The sequence below is a fragment of the Vibrio sp. Hep-1b-8 genome (assembly GCF_006124995.1).
Classification (GTDB): domain Bacteria; phylum Pseudomonadota; class Gammaproteobacteria; order Enterobacterales; family Vibrionaceae; genus Vibrio.
Genome location: NZ_QEWN01000089.1, coordinates 36,782 through 52,921, shown reverse-complemented (window position 1 = coordinate 52,921; position 16,140 = coordinate 36,782). Strand labels below are relative to the sequence as shown.

At 40.7% G+C, this 16,140-nt stretch carries 13 protein-coding genes, 5 tRNA genes and 1 pseudogene; 4 read left to right on the top strand and 15 right to left on the bottom strand.

The genetic code is table 11. The features are described 5' to 3' along the window. Positions 1 to 7 precede the first annotated feature (7 nt). The 12 genes and pseudogenes from DA100_RS09780 to recA form a co-directional block, all read right to left on the bottom strand. The gene (locus DA100_RS09780) at positions 8 to 265 is read right to left on the bottom strand and encodes an oxaloacetate decarboxylase subunit gamma (protein WP_138971962.1); all 258 of its coding nucleotides are present in this window, start codon (positions 263 to 265) and stop codon (positions 8 to 10) included. 443 nt (positions 266 to 708) lie between these two features. Further along, a tRNA-Arg gene (locus tag DA100_RS09775) sits at positions 709 to 785 on the bottom strand. Between the two features lie 65 nt (positions 786 to 850). Next, positions 851 to 927: transfer RNA gene (locus DA100_RS09770), tRNA-Arg, on the bottom strand. A 96-nt stretch (positions 928 to 1,023) separates the two neighbouring features. Continuing rightward, positions 1,024 to 1,116: transfer RNA gene (locus tag DA100_RS09765), tRNA-Ser, on the bottom strand. Between the two features lie 25 nt (positions 1,117 to 1,141). Further along, positions 1,142 to 1,218: transfer RNA gene (locus DA100_RS09760), tRNA-Arg, on the bottom strand. An 81-nt stretch (positions 1,219 to 1,299) separates the two neighbouring features. Further along, positions 1,300 to 1,392 (bottom strand) — tRNA-Ser (locus DA100_RS09755). Positions 1,393 to 1,598: 206 nt separating this feature from the next. Beyond that, complete coding sequence (tnpA, locus tag DA100_RS09750) at positions 1,599 to 2,033, bottom strand: IS200/IS605 family transposase (RefSeq protein WP_033007908.1); 435 nt, start codon at positions 2,031 to 2,033, stop codon at positions 1,599 to 1,601. Positions 2,034 to 2,189: 156 nt separating this feature from the next. Then, positions 2,190 to 2,387: a carbon storage regulator CsrA gene (gene csrA, locus DA100_RS09745; protein WP_004415691.1), complete on the bottom strand. Its 198-nt coding sequence runs from the start codon at positions 2,385 to 2,387 to the stop codon at positions 2,190 to 2,192. Positions 2,388 to 2,479: 92 nt separating this feature from the next. After that, the gene (locus DA100_RS09740) at positions 2,480 to 3,667 is read right to left on the bottom strand and encodes an aspartate kinase (protein ID WP_138971961.1); all 1,188 of its coding nucleotides are present in this window, start codon (positions 3,665 to 3,667) and stop codon (positions 2,480 to 2,482) included. 196 nt (positions 3,668 to 3,863) lie between these two features. Next, positions 3,864 to 6,446, bottom strand: coding sequence for an alanine--tRNA ligase (gene alaS, locus DA100_RS09735; protein ID WP_138971960.1), 2,583 nt, complete (start codon positions 6,444 to 6,446; stop codon positions 3,864 to 3,866). Positions 6,447 to 6,589: 143 nt separating this feature from the next. Continuing rightward, on the bottom strand, positions 6,590 to 7,054 hold the full coding sequence (gene recX / locus DA100_RS09730) for a recombination regulator RecX (protein WP_138971959.1): 465 nt from the start codon (positions 7,052 to 7,054) through the stop codon (positions 6,590 to 6,592). 73 nt (positions 7,055 to 7,127) lie between these two features. Further along, positions 7,128 to 7,565 (bottom strand): annotated as a pseudogene (recA, locus tag DA100_RS09725) (recombinase RecA); the annotation flags it as partial. A gap of 572 nt (positions 7,566 to 8,137) precedes the next feature. Here recA and DA100_RS09720 point away from each other — a divergent pair. The 4 genes from DA100_RS09720 (at position 8,138) to DA100_RS09700 (ending at position 13,437) form a co-directional block, all read left to right on the top strand. Further along, a complete protein-coding gene (locus tag DA100_RS09720) occupies positions 8,138 to 9,574 on the top strand; it encodes a hypothetical protein (RefSeq protein ID WP_138971958.1) in 1,437 nt (478 codons plus the stop codon). Positions 9,575 to 9,875: 301 nt separating this feature from the next. Continuing rightward, entirely contained in the window at positions 9,876 to 11,150 is a 1,275-nt protein-coding gene (locus DA100_RS09715) for a hypothetical protein (RefSeq protein ID WP_138971957.1), read from the top strand. 409 nt (positions 11,151 to 11,559) lie between these two features. Further along, positions 11,560 to 12,360: a hypothetical protein gene (locus DA100_RS09710; protein WP_138971956.1), complete on the top strand. Its 801-nt coding sequence runs from the start codon at positions 11,560 to 11,562 to the stop codon at positions 12,358 to 12,360. A gap of 147 nt (positions 12,361 to 12,507) precedes the next feature. After that, entirely contained in the window at positions 12,508 to 13,437 is a 930-nt protein-coding gene (locus tag DA100_RS09700; protein WP_138971955.1) for a hypothetical protein, read from the top strand. Positions 13,438 to 13,748: 311 nt separating this feature from the next. Here the strand turns inward: DA100_RS09700 and DA100_RS09695 are convergent, their stop codons facing one another. The 3 genes from DA100_RS09695 to DA100_RS09685 all read right to left on the bottom strand — a co-directional run bounded on the left by DA100_RS09695 (position 13,749) and on the right by DA100_RS09685 (position 15,930). After that, entirely contained in the window at positions 13,749 to 14,111 is a 363-nt protein-coding gene (locus tag DA100_RS09695; RefSeq protein ID WP_240800902.1) for a hypothetical protein, read from the bottom strand. A gap of 368 nt (positions 14,112 to 14,479) precedes the next feature. Beyond that, a complete protein-coding gene (locus DA100_RS09690) occupies positions 14,480 to 14,803 on the bottom strand; it encodes a hypothetical protein (RefSeq protein ID WP_138971954.1) in 324 nt (107 codons plus the stop codon). Next, positions 14,800 to 15,930 (bottom strand): hypothetical protein, encoded by a 1,131-nt coding sequence (locus DA100_RS09685; RefSeq protein WP_138971953.1) that lies wholly within the window; start codon positions 15,928 to 15,930, stop codon positions 14,800 to 14,802. The genes DA100_RS09690 and DA100_RS09685 overlap by 4 nt, the downstream gene beginning before the upstream one ends. Positions 15,931 to 16,140: the final 210 nt, after the last annotated feature.

Genomic DNA, 16,140 nt, shown 5'->3' with positions numbered 1-16,140 from the left:
TCAAATGCTATTTAGCCACCGAAGTACGGTACTGATGTACTGCTGCGGAAATTGCCGCAACAACCTTCGGACTCACAGCAGAAGATGGTAATTGAACTTTGTTATTTTGATTTGGTACAGCGATCGGCTCTGGAACTTCTTCTGGCAAAAGTTTAGACATCAACCGAACGAGATAGACAAGAATAGTGAGGAATATAAACACTACAACCATCCCTGTAAGCATCAGGGTTGCAGCGTCTACTAGCAGGCTTCCAATATTATCCATTTTTGCATCCTTTCTTTGTCATCCTGACAACAACATTAGGCCTCTCGAAAATCATCATCATGACGATAGATAAACACTAACGTATACCGGCGTGATGCCGGTGCTCTTGTTGCCAGAACATACAGTAAAATCCTGACAAGAGGCTTAGGATTATCTCGATTGGTTAAACTTTGTCAATTTTGTTTAAGAAGCTATTGACGATAAAGCACAGATCTAGGGAATTATTCGTCACACAAATCACATAAATCTGCAATATTTAGCCAAATGAGCATAAATAACTGTGTGTTTTATGACCCTATGACAAAACATCATGTGTTACTGAGATGTGGGTAAAAGAAATGGCAAAATCGCTGTAGAAACAACTAGTTGTAATGCTAGTGTTTAAAGAATGTTGCAAAGGTGTTAATAAAAGAGCCCTGCTATGTCTAGCAGGGCTTATAATGTGGCGCGTCCTGGAGGATTCGAACCTCCGACCGCCTGGTTCGTAGCCAGGTACTCTATCCAGCTGAGCTAAGGACGCGCAAGTTTCGATATCGATGTTTATCAATATCAGGATTTCTTCATTATGAAAGTAACCCTAAAGAGTGGCGCGTCCTGGAGGATTCGAACCTCCGACCGCCTGGTTCGTAGCCAGGTACTCTATCCAGCTGAGCTAAGGACGCGCAATGTTCTCAAAAACGAGATTTGTGAAGTATATCACACTAGCTCTTTCAAACAACAGGGCTTTAAAACAAAAAAATTGGCCATAAGCCAATTAATGGCGGTGAGGGAGGGATTCGAACCCTCGATACGGCTACAAACCGTATACTCCCTTAGCAGGGGAGCGCCTTCAGCCTCTCGGCCACCTCACCGTTTTATTCCCTGGTAAGGAAATTATGGCGCGTCCTGGAGGATTCGAACCTCCGACCGCCTGGTTCGTAGCCAGGTACTCTATCCAGCTGAGCTAAGGACGCACTATGCTTTCTTGCTAAAGGAAAGTTGTTTTAAAGCTGTTCCGAAGAACAATTCTTCTGATTAAAGAAGAAGTGCAAGAATGGCGGTGAGGGAGGGATTCGAACCCTCGATACGGCTACAAACCGTATACTCCCTTAGCAGGGGAGCGCCTTCAGCCTCTCGGCCACCTCACCGTCTTGCGGAGGCACATATTACGATTTACCAAAAATATGTCAAACACTTTCTTGGCAAAAACGGCAAAAAATCTTTCAACCGTTGGCTATTTAATCAAAGCGGTGCTAATTCGCTCTTTTTACAGTAAATAGGTGCCTTCTAACAGTAAATTACCACCTTCTAAAGAAGGTGGCTTTGTGTGAGCCCCCTAAAAGGGGGCCTTTGTTTAATCCAACGCCAACTGGTGCTGCTCTACTCGCTCTTGCTTCTCTTGATGTCTTACATATCGGCGTATGATTTCTTCATTGATTCCAACACTATCGACAAAATAGCCTCTTTGCCAAAAGTGATTACCCCAAAGCCTGTTCTTCCTAAGATGAGGAAACTTACTAAATAGCTTTAAGGCTATTTTGCCTTTCAATACCCCCATCAACTTGGATATCGATAGCTTTGGTGGAATCTTTACTACTAAATGCACGTGGTCAACTTGTATGTTTAACTCTACTACTTCACATCCAAGTTGATTACAGTAAACATAAATACATCGATAAACTTCTTTACCTATATTGTTCTTCAAGATCCTAAATCGATACTTTGGAGTCCACACTATATGGTATTGACATCGCCAAAATACGTGGGAAGCTTGATTGTATCTACTCATGTTATTTGTCCTCTTTGACTTCTGGAAAAATCAAAGACGCATTTAGCATGAGTAGTTTTACAGGCAAAGCCGAAACGGATGATAACCACCTACTGAAGTAGGTGGTTTAGGGCTGAAAACAAAAAAGGCTGACAAAATGTCAGCCTTTTTGTGTAATTAGTAGTTGCCAGATGCAACGTTACCATTACCTTTTTCTGCCTGAATGCGCATGTAGATTTCTTCACGGTGAACAGACACTTCTTTCGGTGCATTTACGCCGATACGTACTTGGTTACCTTTAACACCCAGTACAGTTACTGTGACTTCATCACCGATCATTAGAGTTTCGCCAACGCGGCGAGTTAAAATTAGCATTCTGTGCTCCTTGAGTAATCTCTGATTTATCTTGCTACAAAGCTATTATCCAACAAAAGTGATATTTTCGTAAACTCTATTGTGGTTCGAATCTAACCTAAAAAGGCATGTTTTTGTTGGCAATCGAGTGCCTGTGAAGACGTAATGTAAGCATCATGCAGTATGTTCGCCGCTTTGTCGACACATTCGGGTTGCAACACTAGCACCAGCGATTGTGAGTTTACCGCATAATGCTCAATATCGATCCCCTGTTCTGAGAGCAAAGCGTATGACCTTTCAACCAGTCCTTCGACATGAAGGCCTACTGCGGTCAACAAGCTTACCCATTCACTATTACGGATTTTGTCGTTGAAAACCAGTTCCAGTTTTGCATAAGCATCGTGTTTTATCACTACACCTACCCATTCTGCATGCTCGATCACATTCCAAATCGTCACACCTATCATCTGGCACTGTGTTTTTAAACCGCAAAGCGCATCTTTCTCAATATTGATCAGACACATATCACGTTGAATAGCGACGCCACATACCGATGCCAAACACTGCTCCCCTTTGACTAAGCTGCCGTTGTTAGTGTCAAACGTCGACAGCACTCGCAATGGTACACTGTTACGCCAAGCGTATTGAACCGATGGTAAATGAAGCACTTTTGCGCCTTTACGAGCCATCTCTTCCATCGAAGGAAAATCAATGACATCCAGTTTCTTCGCCGAAGAAACGACTCTAGGATCGCAAGTGTAAATACCATCAACATCGGTAAATATCTGGCACTCATCTGCACTCAACGCACCTGCGAGAGTAACAGCACTGGTATCAGAACCGCCCCTTCCCAGGGTGGTGATATCCCCATTTTCATTGATACCTTGAAAACCTGCCACTATGACAATTTGGTCTTGCGCTAACAGTTCATCTATCGCGCTAGTGTCAATATGTTTAATCGTCGCGTCATTGTGTTGATTGTCCGTCACAATGTTCGCTTGTGCTCCGGTAAGTGAACGAGCGGAATGACCTAATTTATTTAAAGTCATTGCCAGTAGTGCCATGGACACTTGTTCACCAGCAGAGAGCAAAACATCAAGTTCTCGAGCAGTAGGTACACTGTCTACTTGTTTAGCCAAATCCATTAGTCTGTTTGTTTCACCAGACATCGCAGAGACAACTACGACAACTTGATTACCATCATTTTTCGCCTTAATGATGTGTTTGGCTACTGTATGAATTCTTTCTACGGAACCTACAGATGTTCCACCAAACTTTTGCACGATAAGGGGCTTTTTCACCAGTCTTCACCTTCCCAAGACCAAAGTCTCATTCGGACCACATTCAATATGTTGAATATTGTTTGCAGTAGTTATAACAAAAACCAAGCGGCCTATTTAACCGTCTTTTAGACGACTAATTAAACCACTTGGTTAGCTCAAAAAAAATACGCTCAATCAAAGAACTGATTGAGCGTTATCATTTAATATTCGATGTCTATAGGCGTTCTTCTAGCCAAGGCTGAACACTTTCGATCGCTTTTGGTAGCGCAGACACGTCAGTACCGCCCGCTTGAGCCATATCTGGACGACCACCGCCTTTACCACCAACTTGTTCTGCAACCATCTTAACAAGGTCTCCGGCTTTCACTTTGCCGATCAGATCTTTAGTTACGCCCGCAATTAGGCCAACCTTGCCATCACTGATGTTTGCAAGCATCACAACACCACTACCCATTTGGTTTTTGATGTCATCAACCATAGTACGTAGGTTCTTGCTATCAGCACCTTCCATTGCAGCAATAAGTACTTTAACGCCATTAATTTCCTGAGCTTTACCCATGATGTTTGCACTTTCTGCTGCAGCCATCTTGTCTTTCAGCTTCTGGATTTCCTTCTCTAACGTTTTCGCTTTAGAAGCAGATTCAGCCAGTTTCTCTTCATACTTAGCTTGTTGTGCTTCAATTGCGTCAAGTGCTGCTTCACCGGTTACCGCTTCAATACGACGAATACCAGCTGCGATACCACCTTCTGAAATGATCTTGAATAGACCGATATCACCGGTGTTCGATGCGTGGATACCACCACAAAGCTCAGTAGAGAACTCGCCCATCGATAGCACGCGAACTTCATCATCGTACTTCTCGCCGAAGAGTGCCATCGCACCTTTCTGCTTCGCTGATTCGATGTCCATGACATTGGTTTCGATAACGTGGTTGCGACGAACTTGCGCATTGACTAGACGCTCAACTTCTTTAAGTTCAGCCCCCGTTACCCCTTCAAGATGAGAGAAGTCAAAACGTAGGTTTTCAGGCTTAACGAGAGAACCTTTCTGCGTTACGTGCTCGCCAAGAACTTGTCTTAGTGCTGCATGCAGTAAATGCGTTGCCGAGTGGTTTAGTGAGATCGCTGCACGACGCTCTGCATCGACAACCGCTTCAACTTGGTCACCCTTAGCTAGGACGCCTTCAGCCATGACCCCATGATGAGCAATCGCATTACCGAGTTTTTGTGTGTCTTCAACTTTGAATAGACCCGATTCCGTCTTCACAAAACCAGCATCACCACATTGACCACCTGATTCAGCATAGAACGGAGTCTCACCAAGAACGATGATGGCTTTGTCACCCGCAGACAAAGTATCAGCCGCTTCGCCTTCAACAAAAATTTCTACTACTGTGCTTTCACCTTGAGTACCAGCGTAGCCACAAAACTCTGTTTCTGCTTCCGTTTTGATGGTTGCGTTGTAGTCTGTACCGAACTGACCGGCTTCGCGAGCACGCTGACGCTGCTCTTCCATCGCTTTCTCGAAGCCTTCTTCATCGATAGCGAAATCACGCTCACGCGCAACGTCGTTTGTCAGGTCAGCAGGGAAACCGTAAGTATCGTAAAGTTTGAATACGGTTTCACCGTCTAGCACTTTGCCTTCTAGGTTATCTAACGCTTCATTCAGAATCGCCATACCACGCTCTAGCGTGCGACCGAAGTTCTCTTCTTCGATACGTAGAACTTTTTCCACAACCGCTTGTTGTTTCTTCAACTCTTCACCAGCACTGCCCATGACTTCAGCAAGAACACCTACCAGTTTGTGGAAGAATACGCCTTTCGCACCAAGTTTGTTACCGTGACGAACTGCACGACGGATGATACGACGCAAGACATAACCACGCCCTTCATTCGAAGGCATGACACCATCAACGATCAAGAATGAACAAGAACGGATATGGTCAGCAATCACGCGTAGAGACTGGTTAGACAAATCTTCATAACCGATGGTTTGAGCGGCTGCTTTGATTAGTTTTTGGAATACGTCGATTTCGTAGTTTGAGTGGACGCCTTGCATGATTGCAGAGATACGCTCGATACCCATGCCCGTGTCTACCGAAGGCTTTGGTAGCGGCTCCATCGTGCCGTCAGCATGACGGTTGAACTGCATAAATACGTTGTTCCAGATCTCGATGAAACGGTCACCATCTTCTTCAGGTGTACCTGGACGGCCACCCCAGATGTGCTCACCATGATCGTAGAAAATTTCAGTACACGGACCACAAGGACCTGTGTCACCCATAGTCCAGAAGTTATCAGACTCGTACTGCTTACCGCCTTCTTTATCGCCGATACGGATAATACGATCAGCGGGAACACTTACTTTCTTGTTCCAAATTTCGAATGCTTCGTCATCTGTTTCGTAAACCGTTACCAGTAGACGATCAGTAGGCAGTTTTAATGTCTCAGTGAGGAATTCCCATGCAAACGCAATCGCATCTTCTTTGAAGTAATCACCAAAGCTGAAGTTACCTAGCATTTCAAAGAAAGTATGGTGACGAGCTGTAAAACCCACATTTTCGAGGTCGTTGTGTTTACCACCCGCACGTACACAACGCTGAGCCGTAGTTGCTCGTGTGTAGGCACGCTTTTCTGCGCCTAAGAAGCAATCTTTGAATTGGTTCATACCTGCGTTTGTGAATAGCAGGGTTGGATCGTTATGTGGAACCAACGATGAACTGTCTACGATTTGGTGTCCTTTGCTTTCAAAGAACTTAAGGAACGCGTTACGAACCTCATCAGTGCTCATGTACATGCAGCTCTTCCTGAAAAATAGTCGAGTGAAATTTTTGCGCTATTGTAGATCATGGTTCACGCTACGACTAGTTTTCTCGCAGAAAAGAGCCTGTTGTTCCTGCAATTAACGACAAATCTCCAGATCAAGCTGCTTATTCTCGATTAATCGTCGCAATCCGAATTGAGTGCATAACTAATTTGTTCAAAACTATAGCCACGATATTGCAGGAATCGGACTTGTTTGGCGTACTCTTTTGCGTCTTTGGCTTTAATCCCTTTAAATTTCTTCTCTGCTGCACCTTTTGCCAATTCAAACCAATCTTGAGGCTCTTGCTCCATCGCTTTTTCTATCGTAGCCTCGGCGACACGCTTTTGATTTAACTCTTGGCGAATCCTTCTTTCGCCATGTCCTTTATAAACATGCTGGCGTATCTGACTTTTGGCATAACGCAAATCATCAAGATAATTGTGATCGAGGCAAAAGTTGATGGCCTCTTGAATCGCTTCATCCTCATAGCCTTTTAAGCTCAGTTTTTGATAAAGCTCATACTCACCATGATCACGGCGGCTTAGCAACTGCATAGCCGCTTCTTTACTCGATAATGTGGGTGGTTTTCTTTGAAACATAACTTACTTATTTTCAAATTCTAGATATAACAAAGCCCCGCATTCGCAGGGCTTTGATTTCACTTAAACAGAATTAAAATTCTTCTTGCTCTGGCATCTGGCCTAATTCAGCTTCAACAGGCTGTTCTTCTGCGGGTAAAAGCAGCATTTCACGTAGCTTAGTATCAATTTCTTTCGCGGCTTGAGGGTTTTCACGTAGGAATTTACCTGCGTTTGCCTTACCTTGACCAATCTTGTCGCCATTGTAGCTGTACCAAGCACCCGCTTTTTCAATCAGCTTATGCTTCACACCTAGATCAATTAGCTCACCTTCACGGTTGAAGCCTTGACCGTATAGAATTTGCGTCTCAGCTTGTTTAAATGGTGCAGCAATCTTGTTCTTAACCACTTTAACGCGAGTTTCGTTACCGATTACTTCATCGCCACTTTTAATAGCGCCTGTTCGACGGATATCTAGGCGGACTGAAGCATAGAATTTTAGAGCATTTCCGCCTGTTGTCGTCTCGGGATTCAGTGTAGCTTTAGCAATACTGCATAATTCTGTCTGAGATGGTGGTTAATATACAACGGTAGAAGGAAAAGTAAAACACCCATTTGCCGTTAACAAATTAATAACCTTCCAATACACATAGGGAGTGAAGCTGATACTTGCTCTACTTGGCAACTGGTTTTAACTGTTCAAATTTACACTCAAACAGTTTACAGCCAATGACAAAGAGTAATGTTGAAAACAATCTAGACAACCGACTAAGAATATAACTCAAGTAAACAGAGAACTAGCTAAAGCAAAATTGACCAATTCAAGAGAGTTGATGTGTTGTGTAACTCAGAAATGCTCCAAAGCTTCTCAGAACCAGCGACCAGTCGATCTAGCCAGACCAAGTTAATCTAATTCCATACTTAGACCTTTTATACGGAATTTTTCCGTAATTTCTCCCGTAACTTTATATCGATTCACACAACAAGTTGATACCAGTTGAGTTTCATAATAAATGCTAGCAACATAGACGAAATGCAAAGATGGAAAATCCGAGCACACAACGAACCCTTTGAGTTATATAAGAATAAAAGGTTAGGTTATATATGAGTACGAATGAAGTGGTTAGTGCGCAAACACAAGGGCAACTTGTCTCTACTGATTTCAATCGATTTGAGCAGTTTTTAGAGTCTCTTGGATTACCAAAGGAAAATATTCTAGCTACAACCGCTGAGCGTCAGGTTGTTCAGACAAACTTTCCTCAGTTTGTTATGACATTGCCAGATGAGGTTAAGCGCGAGTCTAGATACTTATCTAAATTTGCAGCAGCAAGTGCGATAGGTCTATTTGATGCTGCATTGAACTACGTATGGAACGAAGTGGTTTTAAACTTGCGGAAAAAAACTGTTATTTATGGCTTAGAGCTGTTTTTTGATGCTGCGGTTGGAGGAAAGCACCGAGATTTATTTAGTACCGAGAATGACTTAAGTGGCATTAAGGATAAAGTTCTCCTTGATAACTGCGCCAAGCTAGAACTGATCTCTGATTCAATTTATAAAAAGTTAACCCATATCCTGATTATGCGTAATGACATTGGTGCTAGTCATCCGAATGATGCGAATATCAATGCTTTTGAGTTGATGGGATGGCTACAAACGTGTGTACAAGAAGTTATTAATGACACTCCTTCAGAGGCTGCATTACAAGTTAAGGCTTTTGTTGAAAACTTGCGTAATCAAACAGAAGTTATAGATAGCTCAAGTTTACAGCATATGCAGAATGGTCTTAAGCAATTGCACACAAAAAATTGTGATAACGTTCTTCAGACGATCTTTGGGATGTACGTTGGTGCTGGCGCTAACAATATCTTAAAGAAAAATATTTCCCTTATTGCGCCAACGGTTTGGCAACACGCCGATAATAATCTCAAATATAAATTAGGTGTTACGTTAGACGGCTATCGTACAAATTTGCACAACGATAAGTTTGCTGCTGGTAACGAATTCTTCGAGTTTTGCTCTGGAAACCAATTTAAGACACTTGAAGCAAGAGTTATTCTTCTAGATGAGCACCTAGACGACTTAAGCTCTGCTCATAGTGGTTGGGATAACTTCTATAATGAAGTTCCTCATGCTAGGAAAATCTTAAGTTATATCTCCAATGAAGCAGACATTCCCAATGAGCGTAAAGAAAAATTAATTCGTATTATCTTGTCTTGTCGTATTGGTAACGGAGTTTCCTATAATACAGGTGTTTCTCCTTCGGGTAAGGTTGTATATGACTCAATCTTAAATATGTTAGGCGATGACAATATAGTGCAAGTTCTGATAGCTCTCTACAGACAAGATATTTACTATCTGTTGTCCAACTCAAACTGTAGAAATCATGCAGTACAGATCTTAACTAATCTAAAAACCAATGTTGTTAGTGACAAGCTTAAGCAGATCTTAGATCATTTAATTTCCAATGGTCAGACTTTAGAAAAAACGTTAAAAACAACTGAGTTTAAAACATTGGCATCTAGTCATATAAACTTCAGCTAATGTGTCCATACTAACGCTTAAGGTTTCAAGATACTTTTTCTAATCTGGAACAAGTGTTTTAGAACGATAGACCTAAAACACTTTTGTCCAACAACGAGCTAGCAATCGTGGCTAGCTCAGAACTACCTCTTGTGTGTTTCAATAGCTTAAACACTCGCTTTATCAATGTGCTATTTGACTTATTTTTCGTAATATCATTAATGTCTCTATTAAACTAGGATAACGTTTGTCAGCACTTTGTTTTGGCAAGTGTTAATCGAAATAATAGTCGATACATTAAAGATACATGACGGAGTAGATAGTGGCCAAATCTAAATGGAAAGATGATTCTATAGCTAAGGAGTTGATAGCTCGTATATCTAAGTGTCAATCAAATCAAAGTTCTGGTGTTAAGCGTCTACACCAAAACTACAAGTCTTCATTTGATGGATCTGAGTTCGAGAAATACATGAGCCTTCTACAAGAGAATATTAGGTTCGGTGATATCCCTAAAAATGTAAGAGACCAAGCACTTTTTACAGCTATTTTCAAATCTGCCGATGACAATAAACTGAATAGTGGTTATGTTTCTAACATTCTAAAACACGAAGAAGCAAAATACCTTGCAAAACCATACCAAGAATTTTTCTTAGTTACTGGTGTAAGTGTAAATGGTCTGAAGTCCAAGTTGAGAGTCAGAACAGAACTCGCTGAAATTACAATATCTAAAGGTTTTCCAAAGAGGTTCAAAGCCAATTACGATTTTGAATCTGTCAAAAAGTCATATGATAAAATCAATTTAAAGGCTTTTTCTTGGGTTGTTGTTAAGGTATCAGCGAGATGTTTTTATTCTGGAGCGACCTTAGCATTGGAAGAATTAAGCTATTTTCTTGGTGTAATCAACCACTACTTAGTTGCTGGAGGTCGTAGGCAAAGTTTCGGCAGAGTAGACCCAATAAGTAAAGTAAGAAAGTTCCCTTTACACTACCTCTACAATCATGATGCTACGTTAGCGACTCCAATTTATTGGTACGAGCCACATTTCTCACTGAAAGGTGCAACTTATAGTTATGATCAAGAATTTAAAGATGCTTGCACTCATTTTAGAAAGTTACATAAAACGATCCTAAAGACCAAAAGATATAGGTTCTTCAGGACAGTGTTTGGTCAATTGACGGATGCGCTAGAGACGAATGATATGCAGAAGGTGTTTTTAAATTTGTGGGCATTGCTTGAGAAACTTACGTTTACCCAAAAGGACAATTACACGACAACTATCAATAGAACACTCGTTCTGTTCAAAGATAAGTTTCTTGCAAGTCAGGAGCTTGAGTTATTAAGACAGAAGAGGAACATGGCAATTCATACTGGAGAACAGGTCGATCAAGCTGAAGATTACGCGTATATGCTGTATGGCTATATAAGACACTATATATTCTTCATTCTCGATATAATGCTTAAAGTAAGGCTTGATGATGACATCAAGAGTTTATTAGATCTGCCAACAACAAGTGCCAAAATGCAAGAGTATGAAGATGCACTCGACAAACAGTTAAAGCAAGCATGTTTGCTGAAGGAGTTGATTAGACTCGATTAGCGCTTAGAAGCCTGATGGTAGTAAATAGAATATTTCAGATGCTAACAATCCGTGGAAATGAAGGTATGTATGCGATACAAAAAGTTATTCGAGATCTGAGAATTCACGTAACTAATCAAACGCACTTCTGTCCATAGGTGTGCCAGCGCCGATCACGGCAAACACACCTTTGCCCCATTCTCATTTAGAGTAGAAGTTCTTTTACATATTGATCATACCTATTTGCCTTACTAGGGCTAATGACAAGGTAGTAGATGGACTTTTTCCGTAATTCTTATTAAGTCCACGTACAAAAATCACATAACCTGTTAATATGCAAGGGGTTGTTTTCTAAAGGTCAGCAAGATAGACGTAGTGCCGTAACTGAAAGGTTCCGTCTAAAAAGCGTTAGGAATTACATGAGGTTAAAATGTTGTATGAGAAGAAGAATAAAAAAAGCACAATAATTTTGGATTCTATAGTTTATGGTGCAGTTGCAGTAATTGGTGTTGTTTACTTCACTTATATTTTTACTTCGATTGTGGCGATAACTGACGGTGCGGTGAAGATAAGTGAGATCTTAAACTCGGTAGCCCAAATTGCCACGGCATCAGCATTTCTTTTAGCGGTTCATCAATATCGAAAGAATGGTGAAAAGGAACGACAAATAATAATAGCTACAGAAGCTAAAACAATTGTATGCCGTATGGCAGAGTTGTCTGACAACTTAGGAAAGAATACTTCATTTACAAACACCGATATTAATAGTTTTGTAAATACAATGTCGAACCTCGGTACTGATTTTAGTGCTCTTTATAATGCCTTGTCGGATGACATTCACAAAGCAATAGTACGAATGCATTGGCAAGATATGCATTATAATCATCTATCTGTAACCCTTAAATTACTCACCATAAACTCCCTTTTTGACAATTTAAATTTAGATCGAGAGCACAAGGGTGAGTCCTTTTTTGACGCTCAATTTGACCAGACTGTGACCTCACAAACTGATAGCCTTAAAGAGTACGCTTTTACAAAAAAAGTATTTGAAATTATGAGTGTTTGTGAGTCTATTAAAACTAGCTTTGATGACTTGTTTCTGTTTGAACATTACTATTTCTCCAATGACGAAACTAATGACCTTATGTATGGCACTCTATCGAAAATTGATATACGAGTTTCTGCACCTCTATTAGCTGTAATAAGAGAGAAACAAAAAGGGGGTAACTAGTGCCAAACAATGCATATATGATTTATTCCTAAAGCATGGCTTATTTGCTATGCGTTACGTTTATTGTTTAAGGTGCTATGCAGTAGTATCGGTATTACGTGACTCACCTTAGTAGTCCGTTGTAGCGTTCAGTGTGAGAGTAGTGATTTGAAATACAGAAACTTTTTGAGTCAGAATTTTTGGTTGTGGTTTTTGCCTTGGAATGGACTGTTTATTTTTAGTTTATGTCTGTTCTTGAACGATGTTGAATTGGGTAAGTTTCTTCTATCGTTTGTAGGAACTAGTTTAATCGCTTTGCTAACTGCAATGGCTGCTTTCAATAATATGGACGTGAATGAACAGAAAAAAAGAGCACGAGAAGAGTACTTAGCATATGTGGATTTGCTACAGATTATTTGTGAACGCTACTATCTGCTTCGGGGGTTAGTTGGTCACTCTAATCGAAACAATCACATTGATTGGTTTTGTCGTGGATTATTTACACCATACATAGTTCCAGTCACTGATTTTAAAAGTCCAGATTTTGGGCGCTTTTACTTCCTTTCAAGAAAAATGACGGGTAAGCATACTGTCGGTACCGAGGTGGACGAAAGTCTACAAGCTTTCAATACAGTTTATTACACACAGCTGGAAGGCAACGTAAAGGCTATACTTAACTCGATTCAACGCAGAAATGAACTGTATGAAGGGAAAATATTCCCTGTCTTAACAAGGTTAAAGTATGTCGGTGAAGGTTCTCACTCTATCCAAGCGAATGACTTCGAAAGTGACTTGTCATTTTTTGAGTTTACTAATTTTCTTCAATTCTCCGAAGAAATTAATAAACAGCTATGTGAATTAATTCAAGATTACAGAAAAGTGGCCGAAACTTTGGCAAACGAAGCCAGAGATCTATTTGACGAAGAGATACTTGCAGAAAATGGAGGCTTTACATCGGTGCACTTTCCAGAAGAACAGCCAATATATGTTCCGCTATCGGGACAGCAATTAGCTCTACTTAATGCTTCAAATTATCCCCCAAAAAGCTATGTAGATCGCAATCAGGTTTCATTTGAGTACACAGGTAAAATGATATAACAAGAGGCTATGGCGTCAATTGTTCAGTCCTGACGCTGGTCTTGACCTACATTACACGGTCTCTGAGCTTGATTTCGCTATATGTGAAGTAATTCAACATTTACTAAAATAGCAAAACCACTGACACACTTTTGTCCAGAATCTTCACAGGTGGCACTTCATAACTCAGAAGTGCTCCAAAGAGTGCTAACTCAAGACAATTTAAAATATCGGGACAGAGTTGACGTTCATTTTAAATTTTAAGGGGCGCTAAAGTATTCTACATAGATTCAAGATCACAGCTTACGGTCGTCCTCATCAGCAAAGTGTAATCACCCATCTAAACTGAAGAGCTTAAACCCTATCCCCAAAACAAAAAGAGTCGCAGATGAGTAGGCAAAGGCAGAGCTTATTAACATTATCAGGTGCTCTTTACGAGAAGTGAGTTTGTTCTCGCCCTTAAGTCGCGGATACTTCATTGAATAGGAAATGAAACGAGAGCCTCGACCAAAGGATTGTGAGTCGGTGATTTTCGATTCCTCAAAGCCAAAGACCTTGTCTAGCTTGGCTATATGTTTTGCATCACCAAGCCCCGAACGAAGCATCAAGAACATATACGGGAATACCCAAAGTAGCCACAAAGCCACTAGTAAAAAGAACGGTACCCCAGCCAAAACGATGATCCATTTGTCCACTAAAACTCCTCAACTAACTCTACTGTGGTCTCGTAAATAAACTCACCAAGTTCGTATATACCTCAGCAGTTGAGTATGTTACACCTCCAACTGCTACACCAATGCCCTTACCAGCGCTAGCCTATTGAGGTTTCTAACATTCTTTATTCTACCTTTAATCACCATCACAAAAAGACAGAATCTCAATGCTCGGCTATTTGGGTTTGATTTGGTTTTAGTAATTCAATTGACTCAATTACTAAATATTTTAATGTTTTCGAAAGCGAAGAGAAGAGTTTGGGTAAGAAGTGGTAAATCATTTACCACTTCTTACCCAAACGGACAACATTATGATTTACTTACCTTTTCTTTCTGCTGTTATTATATGGTTAGCTCTTTATCTTAAGTTGTTTCAGCGTAACAACTTCCACGCAGTAATGTGAAGGAGCGGAAGTGATGATCTTATCTAGGAGCACCTTATCACTAACCGGAATATTCCCTTCTAGGTTTAAATCTAGTTCATAGATTGAAGAGCTCTGAGGCCAAGAGATAGACTCTTCACTGATAGACTCGATTGTATCAACACTATCTGCACCACTGCTCAATCGCCATTGCCCACTACTCCACAACCCGAATATTCTATAGTGTGTGCCATGGTCATCAGAACTAACACGCAATGTAATCCAACCAATATTGGGCTTATGGTGTCTCATGAGAATTCCTCTTCGGTTTTTAAAACTTCGTGATCGAAAGAAATTTCAAAGTAGTTCATGATGGAATCGAGAGTACATCTAGCGTCGTCGTCATAGCTATCATCTAAATATTGTTTTATGTTAGTGCAAAAGTTGTGTCCAAAGGTGCTGCAAGCTGGAAAGGTATATTCAGGCATGCGTGTTTGTGCCAAATTGCTTAGGATCCACTCAGCTGTTGAGCTTAGCGAGCACTCGTCGAGTAGTGTTATTCCCATCGGAATACTGATGCTTTCGAAATAACTAAGAGCTTCTGCTTCTACTGAATAATAAGGGGGATCTATACACTCTGAAAAACGGTCTTTGATCTGTTCAGTAAACTCGTCTTTTAGGAAGCCTAGCTTGGACACAATAAATCTACACGACATATCAGCGAGCTCAGGTTGACTAAGTTTACGTTCCATTGGAAAGAGGTTGGACTGTGCGTTTAAGAGCAGTGTATGTGAGATTTTACGTAATAGCTTGTGAGTTTCTGGCGTGAAAAATGAAAATTGATATAGGCTGTGATGGGATGAAACTGGTGTATAGTGACCTGTATAAGCTAAATTTTTGTTTTCAATTCTAAACCCGGAAGAAAGTGCATTCTTGTTTTTTATTCTATCTTCATCGGCAAACCACTCTCCGAAGTCATAGACTTTCATTTTAGAACTAAGTCTAGCCTCAAACTCAACCAAAGCAAAGAAAGGGTCTAGTTCAGTAATTATCGGGCATAGTGTTTGAAAAATTATGCTTTGAATCTGACGAGGATCTAAATGAACTGATACTTTCTTTCCAAGATATGAGTGACTATCTAACGGTATATGACGGAGCTGTTGAAAAGCCCTATGTAAGATGCAGAGGCTGCCATCTTCAAGTACATCAAAATTCACACCAATGAAACCATTGGGTTTTTTATGAAAAAACTGATCTATCTCAGCTCTTGTTTGACCAAACAAAACACAGCAAGCCAAATTTTTTCGATTGGCATAACTGAGTTCTTGAGGGCCTTTTTTACATGGAGGTAGTTCAAGGTAAGATATCTTAACTTCTTTCTCTAACGCTTTGGAGAAAGAATCGAGGATGCTTTTAAAAGAAGTTTTATTTACAAACATAACTCATTTCCTGAAGACGTTACGCTTTCGGCTGGCGAACTAAAGCGCATCGGTCATTTCAACTAATGAATCATTGAGAGCCGGGTTGTGAGTTTTACGACCTAGGTGGAACCGCCAGCAATCCCGTGTATGTCATCCAAAAGCAACCCTAAACACTAAACGGACAAAAGCAAGTTTTGTGGACGTAAAGTACTACTTTGTTTCCAATAA

What these genes read in the sequence shown, in the direction of transcription:
- DA100_RS09720 (WP_138971958.1), top strand. Translation starts at nt 8,138, where the DNA reads ATGAGTACGAATGAAGTGGTTAGTGCGCAAACACAAGGGCAACTTGTC.
- alaS (WP_138971960.1), bottom strand. Translation starts at nt 6,446, where the DNA reads ATGTACATGAGCACTGATGAGGTTCGTAACGCGTTCCTTAAGTTCTTT.
- DA100_RS09710 (WP_138971956.1), top strand. Translation starts at nt 11,560, where the DNA reads ATGTTGTATGAGAAGAAGAATAAAAAAAGCACAATAATTTTGGATTCT.
- DA100_RS09780 (WP_138971962.1), bottom strand. Translation starts at nt 265, where the DNA reads ATGGATAATATTGGAAGCCTGCTAGTAGACGCTGCAACCCTGATGCTT.
- DA100_RS09685 (WP_138971953.1), bottom strand. Translation starts at nt 15,930, where the DNA reads ATGTTTGTAAATAAAACTTCTTTTAAAAGCATCCTCGATTCTTTCTCC.
- recX (WP_138971959.1), bottom strand. Translation starts at nt 7,054, where the DNA reads ATGTTTCAAAGAAAACCACCCACATTATCGAGTAAAGAAGCGGCTATG.
- tnpA (WP_033007908.1), bottom strand. Translation starts at nt 2,033, where the DNA reads ATGAGTAGATACAATCAAGCTTCCCACGTATTTTGGCGATGTCAATAC.
- csrA (WP_004415691.1), bottom strand. Translation starts at nt 2,387, where the DNA reads ATGCTAATTTTAACTCGCCGCGTTGGCGAAACTCTAATGATCGGTGAT.
- DA100_RS09690 (WP_138971954.1), bottom strand. Translation starts at nt 14,803, where the DNA reads ATGAGACACCATAAGCCCAATATTGGTTGGATTACATTGCGTGTTAGT.